The organism is Pseudomonas sp. Hp2 (genome assembly GCF_006386585.1).
GTDB lineage: Bacteria > Pseudomonadota > Gammaproteobacteria > Xanthomonadales > Xanthomonadaceae > Pseudomonas_S > Pseudomonas_S boreopolis.
In genome coordinates this window covers 805125-823734 of record NZ_VAHJ01000003.1, presented here as the reverse complement: position 1 = coordinate 823734, position 18610 = coordinate 805125, and the positions used below count along the sequence as shown (strand labels likewise).

10 protein-coding genes and 1 pseudogene are annotated in these 18610 nt (G+C 67.7%); all 11 read right to left on the bottom strand.

Features of this window, described 5'->3' with window-relative positions; genetic code table 11:
- Window positions 1–153 precede the first annotated feature (153 nt).
- Window positions 154–573: a hypothetical protein gene (locus FD678_RS13125; protein ID WP_140724154.1), complete on the bottom strand. Its 420-nt coding sequence runs from the start codon at window positions 571–573 to the stop codon at window positions 154–156.
- A gap of 67 nt (window positions 574–640) precedes the next feature.
- A pseudogene (locus FD678_RS20645) lies at window positions 641–1009 on the bottom strand (TIR domain-containing protein); the annotation flags it as partial.
- A 460-nt stretch (window positions 1010–1469) separates the two neighbouring features.
- Complete coding sequence (locus tag FD678_RS13110) at window positions 1470–1739, bottom strand: hypothetical protein (RefSeq protein WP_177497776.1); 270 nt, start codon at window positions 1737–1739, stop codon at window positions 1470–1472.
- A gap of 517 nt (window positions 1740–2256) precedes the next feature.
- A complete protein-coding gene (locus FD678_RS20405; protein WP_218569690.1) occupies window positions 2257–2601 on the bottom strand; it encodes a hypothetical protein in 345 nt (114 codons plus the stop codon).
- 697 nt (window positions 2602–3298) lie between these two features.
- Window positions 3299–5143: a glycoside hydrolase family 35 protein gene (locus FD678_RS13095; RefSeq protein ID WP_140724141.1), complete on the bottom strand. Its 1845-nt coding sequence runs from the start codon at window positions 5141–5143 to the stop codon at window positions 3299–3301.
- 266 nt (window positions 5144–5409) lie between these two features.
- Complete coding sequence (locus FD678_RS13090) at window positions 5410–7749, bottom strand: GH92 family glycosyl hydrolase (protein ID WP_140724137.1); 2340 nt, start codon at window positions 7747–7749, stop codon at window positions 5410–5412.
- A gap of 173 nt (window positions 7750–7922) precedes the next feature.
- On the bottom strand, window positions 7923–9410 hold the full coding sequence (locus FD678_RS13085; protein WP_140724134.1) for a glycoside hydrolase family 125 protein: 1488 nt from the start codon (window positions 9408–9410) through the stop codon (window positions 7923–7925).
- 62 nt (window positions 9411–9472) lie between these two features.
- Window positions 9473–12100, bottom strand: coding sequence for a glycoside hydrolase family 3 C-terminal domain-containing protein (locus FD678_RS13080; RefSeq protein ID WP_140724131.1), 2628 nt, complete (start codon window positions 12098–12100; stop codon window positions 9473–9475).
- A gap of 128 nt (window positions 12101–12228) precedes the next feature.
- Window positions 12229–14952 (bottom strand): beta-mannosidase, encoded by a 2724-nt coding sequence (locus FD678_RS13075; protein WP_140724128.1) that lies wholly within the window; start codon window positions 14950–14952, stop codon window positions 12229–12231.
- Window positions 14953–14972: 20 nt separating this feature from the next.
- Entirely contained in the window at window positions 14973–17372 is a 2400-nt protein-coding gene (locus FD678_RS13070) for a beta-N-acetylhexosaminidase (protein ID WP_218569689.1), read from the bottom strand.
- A gap of 182 nt (window positions 17373–17554) precedes the next feature.
- A complete protein-coding gene (locus FD678_RS13065) occupies window positions 17555–18607 on the bottom strand; it encodes a glycosyl hydrolase family 18 protein (RefSeq protein ID WP_140724122.1) in 1053 nt (350 codons plus the stop codon).
- Window positions 18608–18610: the final 3 nt, after the last annotated feature.

Sequence of the window (18610 nt, the reverse complement as noted above, 5' to 3'; positions counted from 1 at the left end):
GACTCAGGCGCACCGCGGTGGCCTTGAAACCATTGCTGTAGCGAGCGGTGGTTCTTGGACCTGGTTTTGGCATTGGAACACTCCTGAAAGTTAGCTCAGGGTGTCCACTGAACCGAAGGAACTACCGGTTCGGCTTGAATGAATAGTTAGGGCTCACCACTGTGATCCATGGTTACGTAGTGCAGCATTGGTGCGATCAATCTCGCCTTGAAGCTTTGTTTGACTGTCCTTGTCGATCGGAAGTGCCAAGGGAACCTTAAATGCGATGCGGTTTGAGGTGGAGTTTGCATTGGATGACTTTCCGCCAGCGCCAAGCTTGGCAAAGGTGGCGACGCTCAATCCCGCCTCTGCATTAGTGCCGGTTGTCTCTGATACTTCTACCGCAACGTCAAAGTCGACGAGGAATACGTGATGCATGCTATCAACACTCGCAAAGTACGAGCCGCTCGACTGCGATGCGCTGAGCGTTGCTGGGTTTACCATGCCGCCCAAAGCACGAACATCTTGCTGGGCGTCATGCACTCCACGTGCAATCTGGACAAGGGTTTCTTTAACGAACTCGTTTAGTTTCATGTGAGCCCTAACGCCTGAAATTAGCCGAACCGCGAAGCGGTTTCGGCTGCATTGAATTGTTAGCTGACTATAGCCGTTTAACGTCAATGGCATAGCCTTGCTGCGCCATCTCACGGGCGAGCGCTGGGCCTACCTCAGCTTGTAAGTTCTCTTTGAAGGGGATGTAGATCAGCCCGTTAATATCTGAAGGGCGCTCCATGGTGGTCTGATCTTTAAGCAGAATGGCAACACGTGAGCGGCCCAAGGTGGAGAGAAGCATTCCAAGCTCTAGAACTACATTTTGACGAGCGCGGAACGCTTTCTCGTCCGGGTGATTGGCCTTATGGCCCTCGTCATCAGGCGTTGCGAGCACTACAGCGAAGTGAACATCTGCTGTGTATCGCTCTAGCTTTTCAATGATTGTCGCGCCTTCAGATGGCAATTGATCCAGGATAAGCGGCTCAAGCTCCCCAGCGACGAAGCATTACTTCAAGCTGATCCCGCGCGGTGGCATCATGCCCATAAACGACAAAAACCTTATGTGGCGGTCTGGCTTGCTCCGGGGCTCTTGCGGCGCCGTTGGGGTCGCCAACCCCTAGGATCGCTCGTGCGTTCTCCGTGTTCTTGCCCTGTACATTGCACGTGCCGGTGCGGAAAACGTTGACAATTGCACCACTACCCAATCGGAGTTGGGTGCCTGTCGGAAGGGCATGTTCGCTCGCGATTGTCTCGCCACCATCCGTGAGCATTTGCTTCGCTGTTTCTACATCCACCGAAAATCTCCCCTAGTCAGCTAACGCCTGAATTAAGCTGCGTAGCGTAGTGGAGGCGCCAAGCGTGGCAAGATTTCCTGCCACGCTTGGTGCCGGAACGAAGCGGAGTCGGCTTGAATGAATTGTTAGGCGGCAAGCGATTGCTCATTTGCCACCAGGATTTATGTGTTTGGCTTGCGAAACCAACAACGCAACGTCAGAGGAGGTCAGGGTTTTTAACTCGTCAAATGCGGCTTGCGTTGCGGATTTTTTGCCAGTGCCTTCTCCGTACAACTTCATAGAACCGTCTTGCTTTACGTAGATAATGAAATAGAACGGCGTGGCGGGATTGTCCGCGTCTGAGACAACGACAGCTGAGAGCGAGTCGCTGCATCCATAGACCAGCCAATTGCTGTTTCCGTAAGCCTTGTGCAACGGGCCAGATTGGCAATCTAGAGCGGGTGGGCGCTCCGCATCAGCTGCCGGAGTGGAAGCGCAGGAAGTGCCTGCGGCTAGAGCAAGGATGGATATTGCCATAAAACGCATAAGAGTCTCCATGCCGCCTAACGCCTGAATTAAGCCGAGCCGCGAAGCGGCTTCGGCTTGAATGAATTGTTAGGGGCGCAACCGACACGCATGACTACGCCACCAACGACGAAACTACCTTGGCAATGCCGGCTGCCGCCGTGACGCCGCCTGCGAGGATGAAGGCGGCTGGCACACAGCAACCCATGGCCTTACCAACTTTGCGCTGGCGCCCAGCGCGAGTGAGCGGTACTCCAAGGTCACGAGATAGCTTGGCTTTGACACTGGACAAGCCAGTGGCACGTTTCCACGAGAACGAGAGACCGGGTATGCCTTTTTTCCGCCCCACGATGAACTCCCTTGCGCGCCTAACGCCAGAATTAAGCCGCGCCGCGAAGCGGCGTCGGCTTGAATGAATTGTTAGAACTCACTCTGGAACAATTGAAAGGAGTTCGTGACTAAGAGGGAGATGATAGTGCTGGCGAAGATCTCCGACGTTTATGCCGATAACTTTACGCACCGCACCGAGCGAAAAGTTAAGCTCATCGATGTCTGGAAACTCGGAAGTGGTATTCATATAGTGACGACACGCGCGAATCATGGAATCTACGATAACGGAGAGCGGCGATTGGCTGTCAATTTCAGAGCGGATGTCGGTGAGCTTCCTTCGTAGATCCTCTAATGAGCGCAGCACCCAAACTGGATTCTCTTGCATGTAAGGCTGATATAGCGCGCCTTTGTCTTCCAAGATGTGAATGAGCTTGGAGGCCATTGCGTTGTCCGGACGGTGTGGAAGGAACTGGAATATGAGACGCTTCCCTCCCTCAAGGCACTCCTTCATCAGTGCCTCATGATCTCGCTTCCACTTACGTAGATGGTCAGCTGGATAGCTTGCCCCTCCATTCTTGTCGATTAGCGTCGCGCAAGTGGAGCATAGCCAAATCGCATTGCCTATCCCCCGCCTTTCACTCTCCTTCTGGGACATGTCATACCTGGGCCCACCAGGACTTGCTGCGCACATGTGAGCGGCTTCGCCAGTCTTGATTGAACTACTCGCAACAGCTTGATCGGGGCCTATAGTCACCCGATGACATGAGGGGTTACTGCATATGTAACCAGCGCGTTCAGCGACTTTTCGTGCGACTGGCGCTGGAAAATCCTGTCTTTTTGATTTGGCCATGTGCAACTAAAGTTCGTAGTGAGTTCTAACTACTATTCGACGTCAAAATGGTGCGTATGCACGGTGCATAGCGCAGCAGTTTCCAAAGCCTGGCAGCTGGATCTCCAAGTCCTTGTTGGTTTTCCCCTGAAATATGTCGCGTAATCCATGCGTGTAATCCCCTGTGGTTCGCCATGCGCGAGAGCACGAGGCGACGCTATCACCGGCGGGCGTTGCTCACAAGCTCCGCCAGCGTCGGGTGGCGGCTTGAGGTAGAAGTGCGGAGATTGCCGGTGGCAGGGAACGGGAACTAGTTTTCCAGAGCCGACCAGACCTGGGGCCGTAGCCCGCCGACGCGAGGTTCCGGCACGTCGTCCAGGTCGAACACGATCACCGTATTGCCGCCCTTGCGCTGCCATGGCGCTGGGAAGTAGAGCGCGCGCTGCGGGCCGATGTTCCAGTGGCGGCCGAGATTGTGGCCGTTGGCCCAGGCGAAGCCCTTGCCGAAGGCGCGCATGTCGAGGTAGGTGTCGGCGGGCGTGGCGATCTTCAGCGTGCCGCGGTGGAAGGCGGGGCCTTCCACGTTGGCGGTGGTCCAGCCGCGGATCGCCCCGGGCGCGTCCATCGGCAGCGGGAACGCTTGCCAGCCCTTGACCGGTTGGCCATCGAGGAACACCGGATCGACCAGGCCGGCGCGACCATCGGCCATGCGCGGGCCGTAGTTGATGCGGCCGCCGTTCTCGACCAGCACCTCGAGGGTGTGCTGGCCGGGCGGGATGTCCACGTCCACCGTCGCCTGCTTCAGGCGGCGGTCGGCGCTGCCGGCGAGCTTGCGATCGACGTAGACGCGCGCATAGTCGCGCACCTCGCCCAGGTACAGCGCGCCCTTGCGCGGGCCGGTGAGGGTGGTGCGGTAGAGGATGTAGCCGTAGGCCTGGCCGTAGCGCTCCATCGGCAGCGGGTCGTCGCTGCGCGGCGAGGGCGCGGGCAGGTTGTCCCACAGCGAGGCGGATTCGCGCAGCGGCGTGGCCGGCAGGGCGGCGAAATGGATCGGCGCGGGCAGGGCCGGTGGCTGCATGCCGGTGGCGCGCGCGATGGCGTCGCGGAACAGCGCGAACTTCGGCGTGGGCCGGCCGGCTTCGTCGAGCACGGCGTCGTAGTCGTAGCTGGTGGTCTGCGGCGCGTAGTGGTCGTCGGGATTGCCCTGGAAGTTGGCGCCGTTCATGAAGCCGAAGCTGGTGCCGCCGACGAACATGTACAGGTTGGCGGAATGGCCCTGGCGCAGGATCCATTCGAACTCGCCGGCCTGTTGGGCGGCGTCGGTGCTGGCGTGCTTCTCGCCCCAGTGGTCGAACCAGCCGGCCCAGTACTCGCCGACCATCCGCGGTTGGCCGGGGCGGAACTTCGCCAGCTTCTCGAATGCGCTCCTGGCCTCGCCCGGCGCGAAGTTCACCACCGCCAGGGTGCCGGGCAGGGTGCCGTTGGCGAGCATGTCGGCGCCGTCGGAAGTGAACAGCAGCGCCTTGTCGAAGCCTGCGCGCACGAACAGCTCGCGGTTGGCCTGCATGTAGGCGTGGTCGTCGCCGTAGGAGCCGTACTCGTTCTCGACCTGCACGGCGATGATCGGGCCGCCGTTGCCGTTGAGCAGCGGGCGCACCTGGCCGGCGACGGCCTCGAGGTAGGCACCGCTGGCGGCGAGGAAGCGCGGGTCCTGGCTGCGCACGCGCATGCCGGGTTCGGCGAACAGCCAGGCGGGATAGCCGCCGGCTTCCCATTCGGCGCAGGCGTAGGGACCGGGGCGCAGGATCACGTTGAGGCCGAGCGCGGCGGCCTCGCGCACGAACGCGGCGACGTCGTTGTCGCCGCCGAAGTCGAACGTGCCCGGCCTGGGCTCGACCAGGTTCCAGAACACGTAGGTCTCGACCGTGTTGAGGCCGAGCGCGCGGGCCTTGAGCAGGCGGTCCTTCCAGTAGGCGCGGGGAATGCGCTGGAAGTGGATCGCGCCGGAGACGATCCGGTAGGGCTTGCCGCCGCGGGTGAAGTGGTCGCCGGTGGTGGAGAAGGCGGGCCAGGCATCGGCGCTCTGTGCGGCGACGATGCCCGGCAGCGCAAGCGCGCAGGCGAGGGTGAATGAGGCGAGCGTTCTACGCAGCATTGCGATGTCCGGTGTCAGGATTGAGCGAAGCGCCCTCATCCGGCCCTGCGGGCCACCTTCTCCCGCAAGCGGGAGAAGGGATAGGCAAAGCCCGCTTGCGGGAGAAGGAATGGGCAAGATCCGATTGCGGGAAGGAGTGGGCGAGACAGGCATGCGGAGTGGGGATGCGGCAGCATGTTGAAGTCCCGAGTCCCGAGTCCCGAGTCCCGAGTCCCGAGTCCCGAGTCCTCAGTCCTCGATCCTCGATCCTCGATGCTTGGTCCCGGCTACACGAACGACGGCGGCAGGTCTTGCTTGCGCGAGCCGAATGCGGGATTGGGCTTGGGCCCCATCTCGAACTCCAGCGTGCCGCCGGCGGCGATGTCGGCATGGCGCAGCCAGGCGCGGGTCAACGGCTGGCCGTTCCAGCGCAGCGATTGCACGTAGACGTTCTCGGCGCCGTTGCCGCGGGCGACGATGCGCAGCTTGTGGCCGCCGCCGACGTCGAGTTCGGCGGCGTCGAACAACGGACTGCCGACGACGTAGTTGCCGCTGACCGGATCGACGGCGTACAGGCCCAGGGCGCTGAGCACGAACCAGGCGCTCATCTGCCCGCAGTCCTCGTTGCCGGACAGGCCGTTGCGCGCGTCGTGGTATTGCTCGCGCAGCAGCCGGCGCACCATCGCCTGGGTCTTGTACGGCTGCCCGGCATAGGCATAGAGGTAGGCGACGTGGTGGCTCGGCTCGTTGCCGTGCGCATACTGGCCGACCATGCCGTCGATGTCCGGCGGCGCGTCGGCGGGCAGTTCGGAACTGGTGGCGAACAGCTCGTCGAGCTTGGCGACGAAGCCGTCGCGGCCGCCGAACAGTTCCATGTAGCCGTACAGGTCGTGCTGGTTGAGGAAGGTGGCCTGCCAGGCGTTGGACTCGGTGAAGTCGCGCCATCGTTTCGCGTGGCCCATCGCGCGCGGGTCGAACGGCGCCGCCCAGCGGCCATCCTCCAGGCGTGGCTGCACGAAGCCGCTGTCGCGGTTGAACACGTTGCGGTAGTTGCGCGAGCGCTGCAGCAGCGTGCGGTAGGCATCCTCGTCGCCGGCGGCGCGCGCCAGGTGCGCGCAGGCCCAGTCGTCGTAGGCGTATTCGAGCGTGCGGCTGACCGCCTCGTCGACCTTGTCGCTGGGGATGTAGCCGAGCCGGCGGTAGTACGGCAGGCCATGGAAGTCGTCCTCCATGGCGCGCTTGCGGTACAGCGGCCAGGCCGCGGCGAAGTCGATCCCGGCGAAACCCTTGGCATGCGCTTCGGCCAGCACGACGGCGGAGTGGTAGCCGATCATGCAGCCGGTCTCCACGCCCTGCAGCGGCCAGATGCCGACGCCGTCCGGGCATTCGGCGGCACCGCGCACCAGGCATTGCGCCAGGTCCGGCACGCGCTCGGGCTGGACCAGCGTCAGCAGCGGATGCAGGGCGCGGTAGGTGTCCCACAGCGAATAGGTGCTGTAGTTGTGCTGGCCCTCCGGCAGCGCGTGCACCTGCAGGTCCATGCCGCGGTAGCGGCCGTCCACGTCGCTGAACAGCGTCGGCGCCAGCAGCGCGTGGTAGAGGCCGGTGTAGAAGATGCGGCGCTGCGCGTCGTCGCCGGTGTCGATGCGCACGCGGCCGAGTTCCTTCTCCCAGGCGGCGACCGCCTCGGCGTGCACGCGCGCGAAGTCGAAGTCGGGCAGCTCGGCGTCGAGGTTGGCCAGCGCGTTCTCGGTGCTGACCGCGGAGATGCCGACCTTGACCAGCAGCGGCGCGTCGCCGGCGTCCGGATAGTGCAGGGCGAGCTTGAGCTTGCTGCCGTCGGCCTGGCGCGCGTCGCCGGCGAGTGGCTGGTCGTCGCTGTAGAGCTGCGCCTGCGCGAACGGGCGCGACAGGCGCATCGCGAAGAAGACGTAGCGGCCCTTGGCCCACTGCCAGACGCGGCGGCCGCCGGCGACGGTGCGGTCGTCCACCACGCGCAGTTGCGCCTCGGTGACCCGGGTCGGCGTGGACGGGTTGTCCTGCATGCCGTGGGCGAAGTCGACCAGCAGGTGCGCGGGCCGGCCCTTCGGGAAGTGGTAGCGGTGCAGGCCGGCGCGCGCGGTGGCGGTCAGCTCGGCATGGATGTTGGATTCCAGGCGCACGCGGTAGTAGCCGGGCGAGGCGGCCTCGTCGGCGTGGTCGTAGCGTTGGCGGTAGCCGGCGTCGGGATTGTCGAGCGGGCCGGGCGCCAGCCTGACTTCACCGATCGCGGGCACGACCAGCACGTCGAGCATGTCGCCGATGCCGGTGCCGGACAGGTGCGTGTGCGAGAAGCCCATGATCGAGCCGTCGGACTCGTGGTAGCCGCTGCATGCGTCCCATACCGCGTTGTAGGTGTCCGGGCTCAGCTGGACCATGCCGAACGGCAGCGTCGCGCCGGGGAAGGTATGGCCGTGCCCGCCGGTGCCGATGAACACGTCGACGTGGCGGGTGAGGTCGGCCTTGGCGCGCGCGTCGGCCGGCATGGCGTAGCGGCCGGCGCGCGCGAGCGCGGTGCCGGCCAGGCCGGTGCCGCCGAACAGGGCCAGGGCGATGGCGCCCTGCAGGAAGCCGCGTCGTGTTGCCATTGGGTGTACTCCGTCGTTCGGTGAAGGCGAGGATCTTCCTTCTCCTTTGGGAGAAGGTGCCCCGCAGGGGCGGATGAGGGTTCGGGCGAAGCCGCGTGCAGTCGAAACATCGCAGGGCTTCGCTCCGTACCCTCACCCCCAACCCTTCTCCCAGCGGGAGAGGGGTTGGATGCTCAGCTTTTCAGCAGGTGCGGCTTGCGCTGCGCCAGGTCGACGACCAGTTCGCCGAACAGGGTGTTGGCCCAGGCGAACCAGTCGCGGGTGAATTTGCCCGGATCGTCCTTGTCGAACGCCTCGTGCATGAAGCCGGTGCCGGCGTGGGTGGTCTTGAGCCAGTGCAGGCACTGGCGGATCTGCGCGTCGTCGTCGCTGGCGAGCGCGTACTGCACGATCGCCATCGGCCAGATCGTGCCCAGGCCGCTATGCGGGCTGCCGACGCCTTCGGCCGCGCGGCCGCGGCTGAAGTACGGGTTGCGCTCGCTCCAGGCCAGTGCGCGGGTGCGCAGGAACACCGGATCGTCGCGCTCGCAGCAGCCGAGGTAGGCGAGGCTGAGCAGGCCGGGCGCGTTGGCGTCGTCGATGAACAGCTGGTTGCCATAGCCGTCCACCTCGTAGGCCCAGAACGGCTGGCCGTCGGCATCGCGCATCTGGCCGAACGCGCGTGTGGCCTTCTCGACCTCGTCGGCGAACGCGCGGCAGTCCGCCGCGAAAGCGGCGTCGCGATGGATCGCCTCGCTCATCGCCGCCAGCTGCCGCAACGAGGCCACCGCGAACAGGTTGGCCGGCACGAACAGCGGGTACACGCAGGCATCGTCGGAGGGGCGGAACATCGAGTGGATCATGCCGTTGGGCCGGGTCGGCTGGCCGTAGCCCTCCAGCACCAGCGTCTCGGTGGCCAGGGGCGAGGGCCGCTGGAACGTGTAGGGGCCGCGGTCGTGCATGCGCTGCTGTTCGCGGAAGGTGCGCACCACCACGCGCATCGCCTCGCGCCAGTCGTCGTCGAACGGCGCGGTGTCGCCGCTGGCGCGCCAGTACTCGTGGGCGATCCGGATCGGATAGCACAACGAATCCACTTCCCACTTGCGCTCGCCGACGCCGGGCTTCATCTCGGTGATGTCGTCGACCGACCACTTCAGGCGCGCGGTCGTGCCGTCGGGCAGGAAGGCGTTGGCGTAGGGGTCGAGGCGGATGCACGCCGCCTGGCGCTGGATCAGGCCATGGAACATCCGGCGCAACGCCGGGTCCTGCCTGGCCAGCGGCACGTAGGGATGCACCTGCGCGGAGGAATCGCGCAGCCACATCGCGTGGATGTCGCCGGTGATGACGAAGGTGTCAGGCTTGCCGTTGCGCGTGCCGGTCTCGACGGTGGTGTCGAGCGTGTTGGGATAGCAGTTCTCGAACAGCCAGGCCAGTTCCGGATCGCCGATCTTCGCCTTGACCTGCTGCAGGTGCCGTTCGACCGCGGCGCTGACGAAGCGGCGCTGCGACTTCGGCGGGCGCTTGCTGGCGAAGATGCGGTCGCCGGCCGCCGCGACGGCGAAGCCGGGCAGGGCGCCGGCGAGCAGGCCGGTGGCGGTCGCGCGCAGGAGGTCGCGACGGGTGGCGGAGAAGCCGGGACCCGGGCGCAGCCGGCGGGCGGATGGCGAATCGGTGTCTGGCATGGAACAGGCTCCAATGGGGATCAATGCAAGAAGACGGCTTTCCCGGGTCCCGGGCCCCGGCTTCACTTCGGCAGCGGCGCGCGGCCCTCGATCGAGAACGTGGCCGCCGCGCCCGCCGCGCCGGTGCCGGGCTGGCCGCCGCCGACGAACACGCGGTAGTCGCCGGGCTCGACCGCGCGGGTACCGGCGCGGTCGACGTCGCTGAGCCGGCGCGGGTCGAGCGCGAACGTCAGTTCGCGCGATTCGCCGGGCTGCAGGGTCACGCGCCGGAAGCCGACCAGGGCGCGCAGCGGCGACTGCGGGCGCCTGGGATACTCGAGGTACACCTGCACCACTTCGTCGCCGGCGCGCGTGCCGGTATTGCGCACGCGGGCGGAGACGGTCAGCGTGTCGCCGGCCTTCAGCGTGGAGGCGGACAGGCGCGGCGCGTCGTAGCCGAACCGGGTGTAGCTCAGGCCGTAGCCGAACGGATACAGCGGCGTGCCGGTGAAGTAGCGGTAGGTGCGGCCCTTCATGTCGTAGCTGACGTAGGGCGGCAGGTCCTTGGTCGAGCGGTAGAAGGTCACCGGCAGGCGCCCGCCCGGATTGACGTCGCCGGCCAATGCCTGCGCGATCGCGGTGCCGCCGGACTGGCCCGGATACCATGCGGCGAGGATCGCGTCGGCATGTTGCTGGGCCCAGTTCAGCGCCACCGCGCTGCCGCTCATCAGCACCACCACGAGCGGCTTGCCGGCGGCCTTGGCGCGCGCGAGCAGGGCTTCCTGCGCGGCCGGCAGCCCGATCGCGTTGCGGTCGCCGCCGTCGAAGCCGGGCACGTCGACCTTCAGTTCCTCGCCTTCCACGTCGGGCGAGAGGCCGACGAAGGCGACCACCGCATCGGCTTGCGCCACCGCGCGCTCGGCCTCGGCCAGTTGCGCCTCGGCGGGCGCGAGCCATTCCAGGCGCAGGCCCTGGTCCTGGCCACGGTGCTCGATCTCCAGGCGGATGCGGCGCGGGCGCACGTCGTCGAAATGCAGCGTGGCCTCGACGTTGCGGCCGTCGGCATTGTGCACGCCGGCGGCGATGCGCCTGTCCTCGGCGTTGCCGGCGATCACCAACGCATCGTCGACGTACAGGCGCACCGGATCGTGGCCGGCGCAATCGAAGCAGCGCGCCACGCGCACCGCCAGCGTGTAGTCGCCCGGGCCGGGCGGCAGCAGCTCGCCGGTCCAGCGCACCGAATAGCGGTCCGCCGGCACGCCCTCGGCCGGTGCGACGCGGTCCCAGTTGAAGCCGACCACGCGGTCCTGCCGCACCGTGCGCGGCGTGCCGGCCAGGTCCAGGTTGTCGAAGTACTCGCCCTTCAGGCCCGGCTTGCCGTCGCTGCGCAGCGCGGTTTCCGGGATCGTGCCGGGCACGCCGGCCGCGAGCGGCGCGCCCTGCGCGTAGCGCACCTTGTCGGCGCCGAAGCGCGCGCGCAGGCCGAGCAGCGGCGTCACCGGCTCGCGCGAAGTGCCCTGGTAGTTGGCTTCGAGCGCCGCCAGCGCATCGGCGTTCGGACCGAGCACGGCGAGGGTGGTGCCCGGCTTCAGCGGCAGCGTGCCGGCGTCGTTCTTCAGCAGCGCCAGCGACTGCACCGCGGCCTGCAGGGCGAGCCGGCGATGCGCGGGGCTGTCGATGTCCTTCGCGCCGAGGCGGGCATACGGATCGCGCCCGGGCGCATCCAGCTCGCCGAGCCGGTAGCGCGCGGCGAACAGGCGCACCAGCGACCGGTCGAGCAGTGCCTCCTCGACCTCGCCGCGCTCGATCGCCTTGCCGAGTTCGCGATAGGCGTAGCCGCAGTTGAGGTCGTGGCCGGCCTTGAGCGCCGCGGCCGAGGAACCGGCGTTGTCGGGGCGGAAGTAGTGGAACTGGGTCATGTCGTCGACCGCGTCGCAGTCGGACACGACGAAGCCCTTGAAGCCCCAGTCGCCGCGCAGCCGTCCATCGAGCAGCGATTCGGACGCGCACGCCGGCGTGCCGTGCAGCGAGTTGTAGGCGCACATCACCGAACCGGCCTGGCCCTCGACCAGCGCGGCGCGGAACGCCGGCGTGTAGGTCGCCTCCAGGTCGTGCGGCGAGACGTCCACGTCGAAGCCGTGGCGGCCGGGTTCCGGGCCGCTGTGCACGGCCAGGTGCTTGGGCGTGGCGATCGTGCGCGGGTGGCGCGGGTCGTCGCCCTGCAGGCCGCGGATGAAGCCGATGGCGAGCTGGCCGGTGAGGTAGGGATCCTCGCCGTAGGTCTCCATGCCGCGGCCCCAGCGCGGGTCGCGGAAGATGTTGATGTTGGGCGACCAGAGGGTCAGGCCGGCGTAGCGCGGGTGGTCCTTGCCGGGGCCGCCGGCGAGGTTGAACTTGGCGCGCGCCTCGGTCGAGGTCGCGGTGCCGACCTGCTGCAGCAGGTCGGCGTTCCAGGTGGCCGCCAGGCCGATCGCCTGCGGGAACACGGTGGCGTAGCCGTTGCGGGCGATGCCGTGCAGGCCTTCGCTCCACCACTCGTAGGCGGGAATGCCCAGGCGCGGGATCGCCGGGGCGTCGTTCATCGCCTGGGCGATCTTTTCCTCGCGGGTCATCCTGGCGACCAGCGCGGCGGCCTTGTCCTCGGCCTCGTCGGCGTGTGCGAGGCCAGGCAGGGTGCACAGGGTGAGGGTTGCGGCGAGCAGGGCCCTCATCCGCCCTCCGGGCGCCTTCTCCCGCCCGCGGGAGAAGGAAGCGGCCCGGTATCCATCACGGCACGCGCGCTCGTCCCTTCTCCCGCTTGCGGGAGAAGGTGCCCCGAAGGGGCGGATGAGGGCGCCTTTCACTGCACAGCCTCCGCCGGCGCGCCCGCGAGCGTCGAGGCCAGGTCTCGGACCTGCAATGCCGCTTGCAGCTTTTCCAGCGCGGCGGCGCTGCGCACGTGCAGCGTCATCGGCTCGCCGGGCAGCAGGTCGAAGGCGTTGTCGGACAGTCGCGCGTCGTTGTCGCCGAACGACAGCCAGACCTCGCGCGCCAGCACCGGGCTGGTCAGCGTCAGCGCGTAGCCGTCGCCGTCGGCCTTCCACTCGCTGCGCACCTGCGCCTGCGGCAGCGCCAGCCGCTTGGCCGCGTCGAAGAACACGGCCTGACGCGACAGCACGCGCTCGCCGTCGAGCAGCTCGAACACCGCGAACGTGCGCTTCGGATCGGCGCCCCGCAGCAGTTCCGCGTCGGCGTACTGCGCCACCCGCGTGCTGCTCAGCGGCGCCAGCCGCGCCGGCTGGGTGCGGGCGGACAGCACCTTGCCGTCGAAGTCCATCACCCGCATGCGCCACCGCGCCGCCAGCGGCGCGGTGCGGTCGGAGACCAGCGAGACCGTGGTGGTGCCGTCCTTGCGCAGCGCGGCGATCAGTTCAGGCGCATAGAAGCGGCGCGCGTGGAAGTGCAGCGCCTTCCAGCGGCCGTAGTAGTCCACGCTCGACCAGGACGCGACCGGCCACACGTCGTTGAGCTGCCAGTACAGCGAGCCCATCGACTGCGGGCGCGAGGCGCGCAGGTGCTCGGCGGCGATGGCGATGCCTTCGGCCTGCATCAGCTGGCTCAGGTAGACGAAGCTCTCGAAATCCTTCGGCTCGCCGAACTCGCGGCGGATGTACAGCAGCAGGCGCTGGTTGCCGTTGCCCTTGTCGAACTTCTGGTGCGCGCGCATCACCGGCGATTCCGGCTGCAGGTCGCCGTCCTGGGCGAAGGCGCGGATCGTGCGCATGTCCGGGAACGACTGCAGGCCGTACTCGGACATGAAGCGCGGGGTGACGTTCATGTACTCGGTCACCGGCAGCGCGGGGCCGCCCCAGACCTTCCAGTAGTGCATGTCGCCGTCGTCGGTCTGGTCGGCCGGACCGTCGAAATCGGTGCCGGGCGAGGTCGCCCAATAGGGCGTGCCGGGCGAATACCGGGTGACCGCTTCGCGCAACACCGTGCCGAACAGCGTGGTCATGCCCATCTCGATGCGGCTGCGTTCCTCCGGGTCGAGCGACCGCTTGAACTCGACGCTGCCGCCCCAGTTCTCCCAGCCGGTCTGCACCTCGTTGTTGCCGCACCAGAGCACGATGCTGGGATGGCCGCGCAGGCGCTTGACCTGCTCGATCGCCTCCTGGCGGGTGTTCTCGCGGAACGCCACGTCATGCGGCGGCACCGCGCCGCCGAACATGAAGTCCTGCCAGATCATGATGCCGAGTTCGTCGGCGATCTCGTAGAAGCGATCGTCCTGGTAGTGCCCGCCGCCCCACATGCGCAGCATGTTCATGTTGGCGTCGCGCGCGTCCTGTAGCGTGCGCCGCATCGTGGCCTCGGTGACCCGGCTCGGGAAGCTGTCGAGCGGGATCAGGTTGGCGCCCTTGGCGAACACCGGAATGCCGTTGATCACGAACTCCATGCTCTTGCCCCACGCGTCCTTCTGCCGGCGCAGCTCGACGGTGCGCAGGCCGACGACGCGACGGAACTCCTGGGTGTCGCCGTTGGTGTCGCGCACCCTGGCGACGAAGGTGTAGCGGTCCTGCGCGCCGTAGCCGGCCGGGTACCAGCGCTTCGGGTACGGGATGCGTACCGGCAGGTCGATCCGGTTGTCGCCCGGATCGACCGGGCGCTGCTCGACGGCGTGGACGACGGTGGCGCCGTCCGGGCCCAGCACGTCGAGGGTGATTTCCACCGCGCCGGCGACGCCGCTGGCGATCTGCAACTGCGCGCCGAGCTGGGCGACGCGCTCGTCCAGGCGCTTCTGCTCGATGTAAAGGTCCTCCACCCGCACGGCATCCCAGGCGTTGAGCTGCACGTCCTTCCAGATGCCGGCGTTGATGATGCGCGGGCCCCAGTCCCAGCCGAACTGGTACGGCGCCTTGCGCACGTAGATCGAGCTGTTGCGGCCCACCGGTTCGTCGCCGAACATCGAGTCGTAGGTGCCGGGCAGCCCGTAGGGCTGCTTGGCCAGCCACGGGCGGATCGCCTCGACCGGCGAACGGAAGGTGATCTCCAGCTGGTTGCGGCCGCGCTTGAGCAGCGGCTTCACGTCGGCGCTCCAGCGCCGGAACATGTTGTCGGCCTCGAGCAAGGGCTTGCCGTTGAGCTTGACCTCGGCCAGCGTGTCCAGGCCCTGGAACACCAGTTCGACGTGCTGGCGCGCCAGCAGCGCTGCGTCGGCCTCGAACTCGCCCCGGTACTGCCAGTCGCTCAGGCCCACCCACTGGATCTGCGCCTCGTTGTCGCGCAGGAACGGATCGGGCACCAGGCCGGCGGCGATGAGATCGCTCTGCACCGCACCCGGCACCTTGGCCGGCAGCCACTGCGCCGCCTTCGGATGCTGCCTGGCCTGCGCCTGGCCCGGCGCGAGCCGGACCTGCCAGCCGCTGTCCAGCACTTGCGTGGACGGCGGCGCGGCGGAGGCCGGCAGGGCAAGCGCCAGTCCGACCAGGAGCGCCAGCGTGCCCGAAGGGGACCCCCCGGCGCCGTTGCGGACAGGTGCGGTCGCATGCACGGCGGTGCGGGAACGATGGCGTTGGGGTGCGGGCATAGGGGGTTCTCCTCGTGTCGTCAGCGCTTGGCGGGCGGCGCCTGCGCGGCTTGCTCGATCAGGTGGACGCCGCCGATCGCGTACAGCGGACCGGAGATCGGCGCGGTGAAGCGCAGGCACAGGTCGTGCACGCCGCTGCGCGGCGGCAGCGGCGCTTCCAGCACGAACTGCTCGCCGAGCGTGTCGCCGGCGGGCAGGGGGACCGACGCCAGCCGTTCGCCATCGCAGCCCTGCAGCACTTCCAGTTCGCCCTGCGGCGTGCTGGCCGGGTACTGGTGCACTTTCGACTGATCGTGCGCCAGGCCGAAGTTGCGCGCCAGCCGCGCCGCGTCGACGCGCACGGCGGCGATCCCGTCCAGGCGCGCCTGCGGGTACACCCAGCAGGCGTAGAACAGGTCGACGTTGTAGACCGGCGTATCGGCGCCGGGCATGTCCGGCAACAACGGCAGGCGCAGGCCGAGCTCGCCCTGGTCGTGGCAGTTGCGCAGGCCCTGCGTGTCGAGGCTGAGCAGCGACGGGCGGTCGAAGGTGCGACTGCGGGCGGCCGCCAGCGGGCGGCCGTCCTCGGTGAACACCGCGGCCTTGACCGTGGCCGGCAGCGTCACCGCGAACGGTGCGCCGTAGCGCGAGGACTGCAGGGTCGGTTCGCTGCCGTCGGTGGTATAGCGGATCTGCCCGAAGCCGGCCTGGTTGCCGAGCTTGACCATGGCCGGCGCGCCGGCCAGCACCGGGTTGGGACCGCCGTCGAGCGCGATGTCGGCGGCGAAGGCGCCGTCGCTGTAATCGATGCCGAGCGCGCGATAGCGTTGCAGCTGCGCCGGCAGGCGTCCCAGGAAACCCGCCCAGCCGCGCGCTGCCGCCGGCGACCAAGCGACCTCGGCCACCGCGTCGAGGCGCGGGAACAACGCATGGTCCACGTGCCAGGCCGAGGGGGTGTACTCGGTCCACAGCGCGCCTTGCACGCCCAGTACGTGCCTGGCCTGCTCGGCGGTCAGCCCGGCCGGCACCGGGTCGAACTCGTAGACGCGCGACAGCGGCAGCGGGCCGATGTGGCCGTTGGGTTCGTCGCTGCGCGTGGTCTGCAGGTAGTTGAGGTACATCCAGCCGGCGGGCGCCAGCACCACGTCGTGGCCGAGCTTGGCGGCCGCGACGGCGCCGTCCACGCCGCGCCAGGACATCACCGTGGCGCTGGCGGGCAGGCCGCCCTCGAGGATCTCGTCCCAGCCGATGAGGCGGCGTCCGTGCGCGGTGAGGTACTGCGCGAGCTGTTCGTTGAACCAGCCCTGCATCGCGTGCGCGTCCTTGACGCCGAGCTTGCGCATCTGCGCGCGGACTGCCGGGGAAGCCTCCCACTGGTCCTTGATGGCCTCGTCCCCGCCGATGTGGATGTAGGGCGAGGGGAACAGTTCGAGCAGTTCGTCGAGCACGCCGAAGATGAAATCCAGGCTGCGCTTGTCGGTGCCGAACAGGTAGGGATTCACGCCCCAGTCCACCGACACCGCCGGCCGCTCGCCGGTGACGCCGACCTCTTCCGGATACGCGGCCACGGCGGCCTGGGCATGGCCGGGCATGTCGATCTCGGGAAGGATGGCGATGTGGCGCTCGGCGGCGTAGGCGACCAGTTCGCGGATCTGGTCCTGCGTGTAGAAGCCGCCGTAGCGCTGCGGCGTGCCGTGGCGGCCCGCGCCGGGCGGCGTGCGCCATGCGCCGACCTCGGTGAGCCTGGGATAGCGCTTGATCTCGATGCGCCAGCCCTGGTCGTCGGTGAGGTGCAGGTGCAGCACGTTGAGCTTGTGCTGGGCCATCGCGTCGATCACGTGCTTGACCGTGGCCACGTCGTGGAAGTGGCGGGCGACGTCGAGGTGCTGGCCGCGCCAGCCGAAGCGCGGCCAGTCGCGGATCGTCGCGGCCGGCACCGTCACCTCGCCCTTGCGCGCGTCCGGGGTCATCAGCTGCCAGGCGCTGATCGCGCCGTAGAACAGGCCGGCGGCATCGCGCGCGGCGATGCGCATGCCCTGCTGGTCCACGTCGAGCGCGTAGCCCTCCTTCTGCTCCACCGGCGCCTGCGGATCGAGCTGCAGGCGGATGCTGCCGGGCGTCGCGGTGGCTTCGGTCTTCACCGCCAGGTCCAGCCCGCGCGTGCGCTGCAGCAGGCCGGCGAGGTAGCGCGCGCTGCGCAGCGCCGCATCGTCGCCGGCGGCCACCGAGATCGGCGTGCGCGGGCCGATGTCCAGCCTGCCGTTGTGGCGCTGGCTCTCCGCCGGGGCGGGGATCAGCGGCAGCGGCGGCGGCACGTGCGGGCCGGACTCCGCGTTGGGGAACGGTGGCGGATTGCCGGTATGGCGCTCGTCGCCGCAGCCGCCGAGCAGCACGGCGGCCAGCACGGCAAGCCCGAAGGCACGCAGGCGATGTGCGGTCATCGCGCGGGATGCAGAACGTGAGTTCATGGAGTGTCCCCGGTGGTTCGCGTGGCGCCCGATCGGGATCGGAGCGCGGACGTCATGCGGTGAAGTGATGGAGAGTACGTCGTGGAGCGGTCTGGTTCGAGTTGCAGGGCATCATGCCGGCAAGCCCCTCTCCCGCGGGGAGAGGGGCTTCTTCCTCAACGCTCGGCCAGCGGCAGTTCGTCCCAAACCTTCGGGTCCTCGGCGCCCAGCACCCAGCAGCTGAAGCCCTGCAGCCCGTATTGCTTCACCAGGTCGTAGCGGGCGCGGAAGCTGCGCGCATCCGGGCGGAACACCCACTCGCGCATGTCGTCGCGGTAGAAGTAGAACCACGATTCCTGTTCCACCGGATCCCACTGCACGGTGGCGTTCTGCTCGATCGCCAGCGGGAACGACTCGTCGGCGTCGATGTAGGTGGCGGAGATGTTGGAGGCCTCGGTGCCGTCCTCCCTGACCGGGTCGCCGGTGTACCAGCGATAGCCGTAGGTGGCGATGCCCAGCGACAGCTTCTCCTTCGGTACCTGGGTCAACGCGTACTCCAGGTGCTTCTTCATCCACGGCATGCCGTCGACCGGGCCGGGCGTGGTCCAGCGGGTGTGCTGGTCGTAGGTCATCAGGCTGATCAGGTCGGCGGCCTGGCCGAGCGCCTTCAGGTCGTACGGGCCGCGCCAGTATTCCCACATCCACTTTGCGAAACGGCCGCCCTCCGGATAGCCCGGCGCGTTCGGCACCACCGCCACCGACAGCGTCATGCCGGCCTTGTGCAGCGCCTCGGCGGTCTGCTTGACCATCAGGGTATAGGCGTCGCGATCGGTCCACGCGATGCTTTCGAAATCGAACTGGAAGCCCTTGTAGCCGCGCTGCCTGCCCTCGCGGACCAGGTACTCGTTCATCCGCTTCTTGGCCGTCTCGTCGTGCAGCAGCTTGTGGAAGCCCTCGCGGCCGGCGGTCATCGACAGGATCGGCGTGACCGGCAGCTTCTTCGCGCGCGCGATGCCGTAGACGTAGTCGTTCGGGCCGCCGTTGACCAGGCCGTTGGCGTCCACGCCGTACCAGGTCGGCACCAGCACGTCGATCTTGTCGACGTTGGCCAGGAAGGAGTTGGTCGATTTCTGCGTGCCCATCAGATAGAACAGGGCGGTCGGGTTCTTGGCCATGGCCGGTGCGGCCAGGGCCAGCGCCAGCATCAGCGCGGACAGTCGCTTGATCATCGG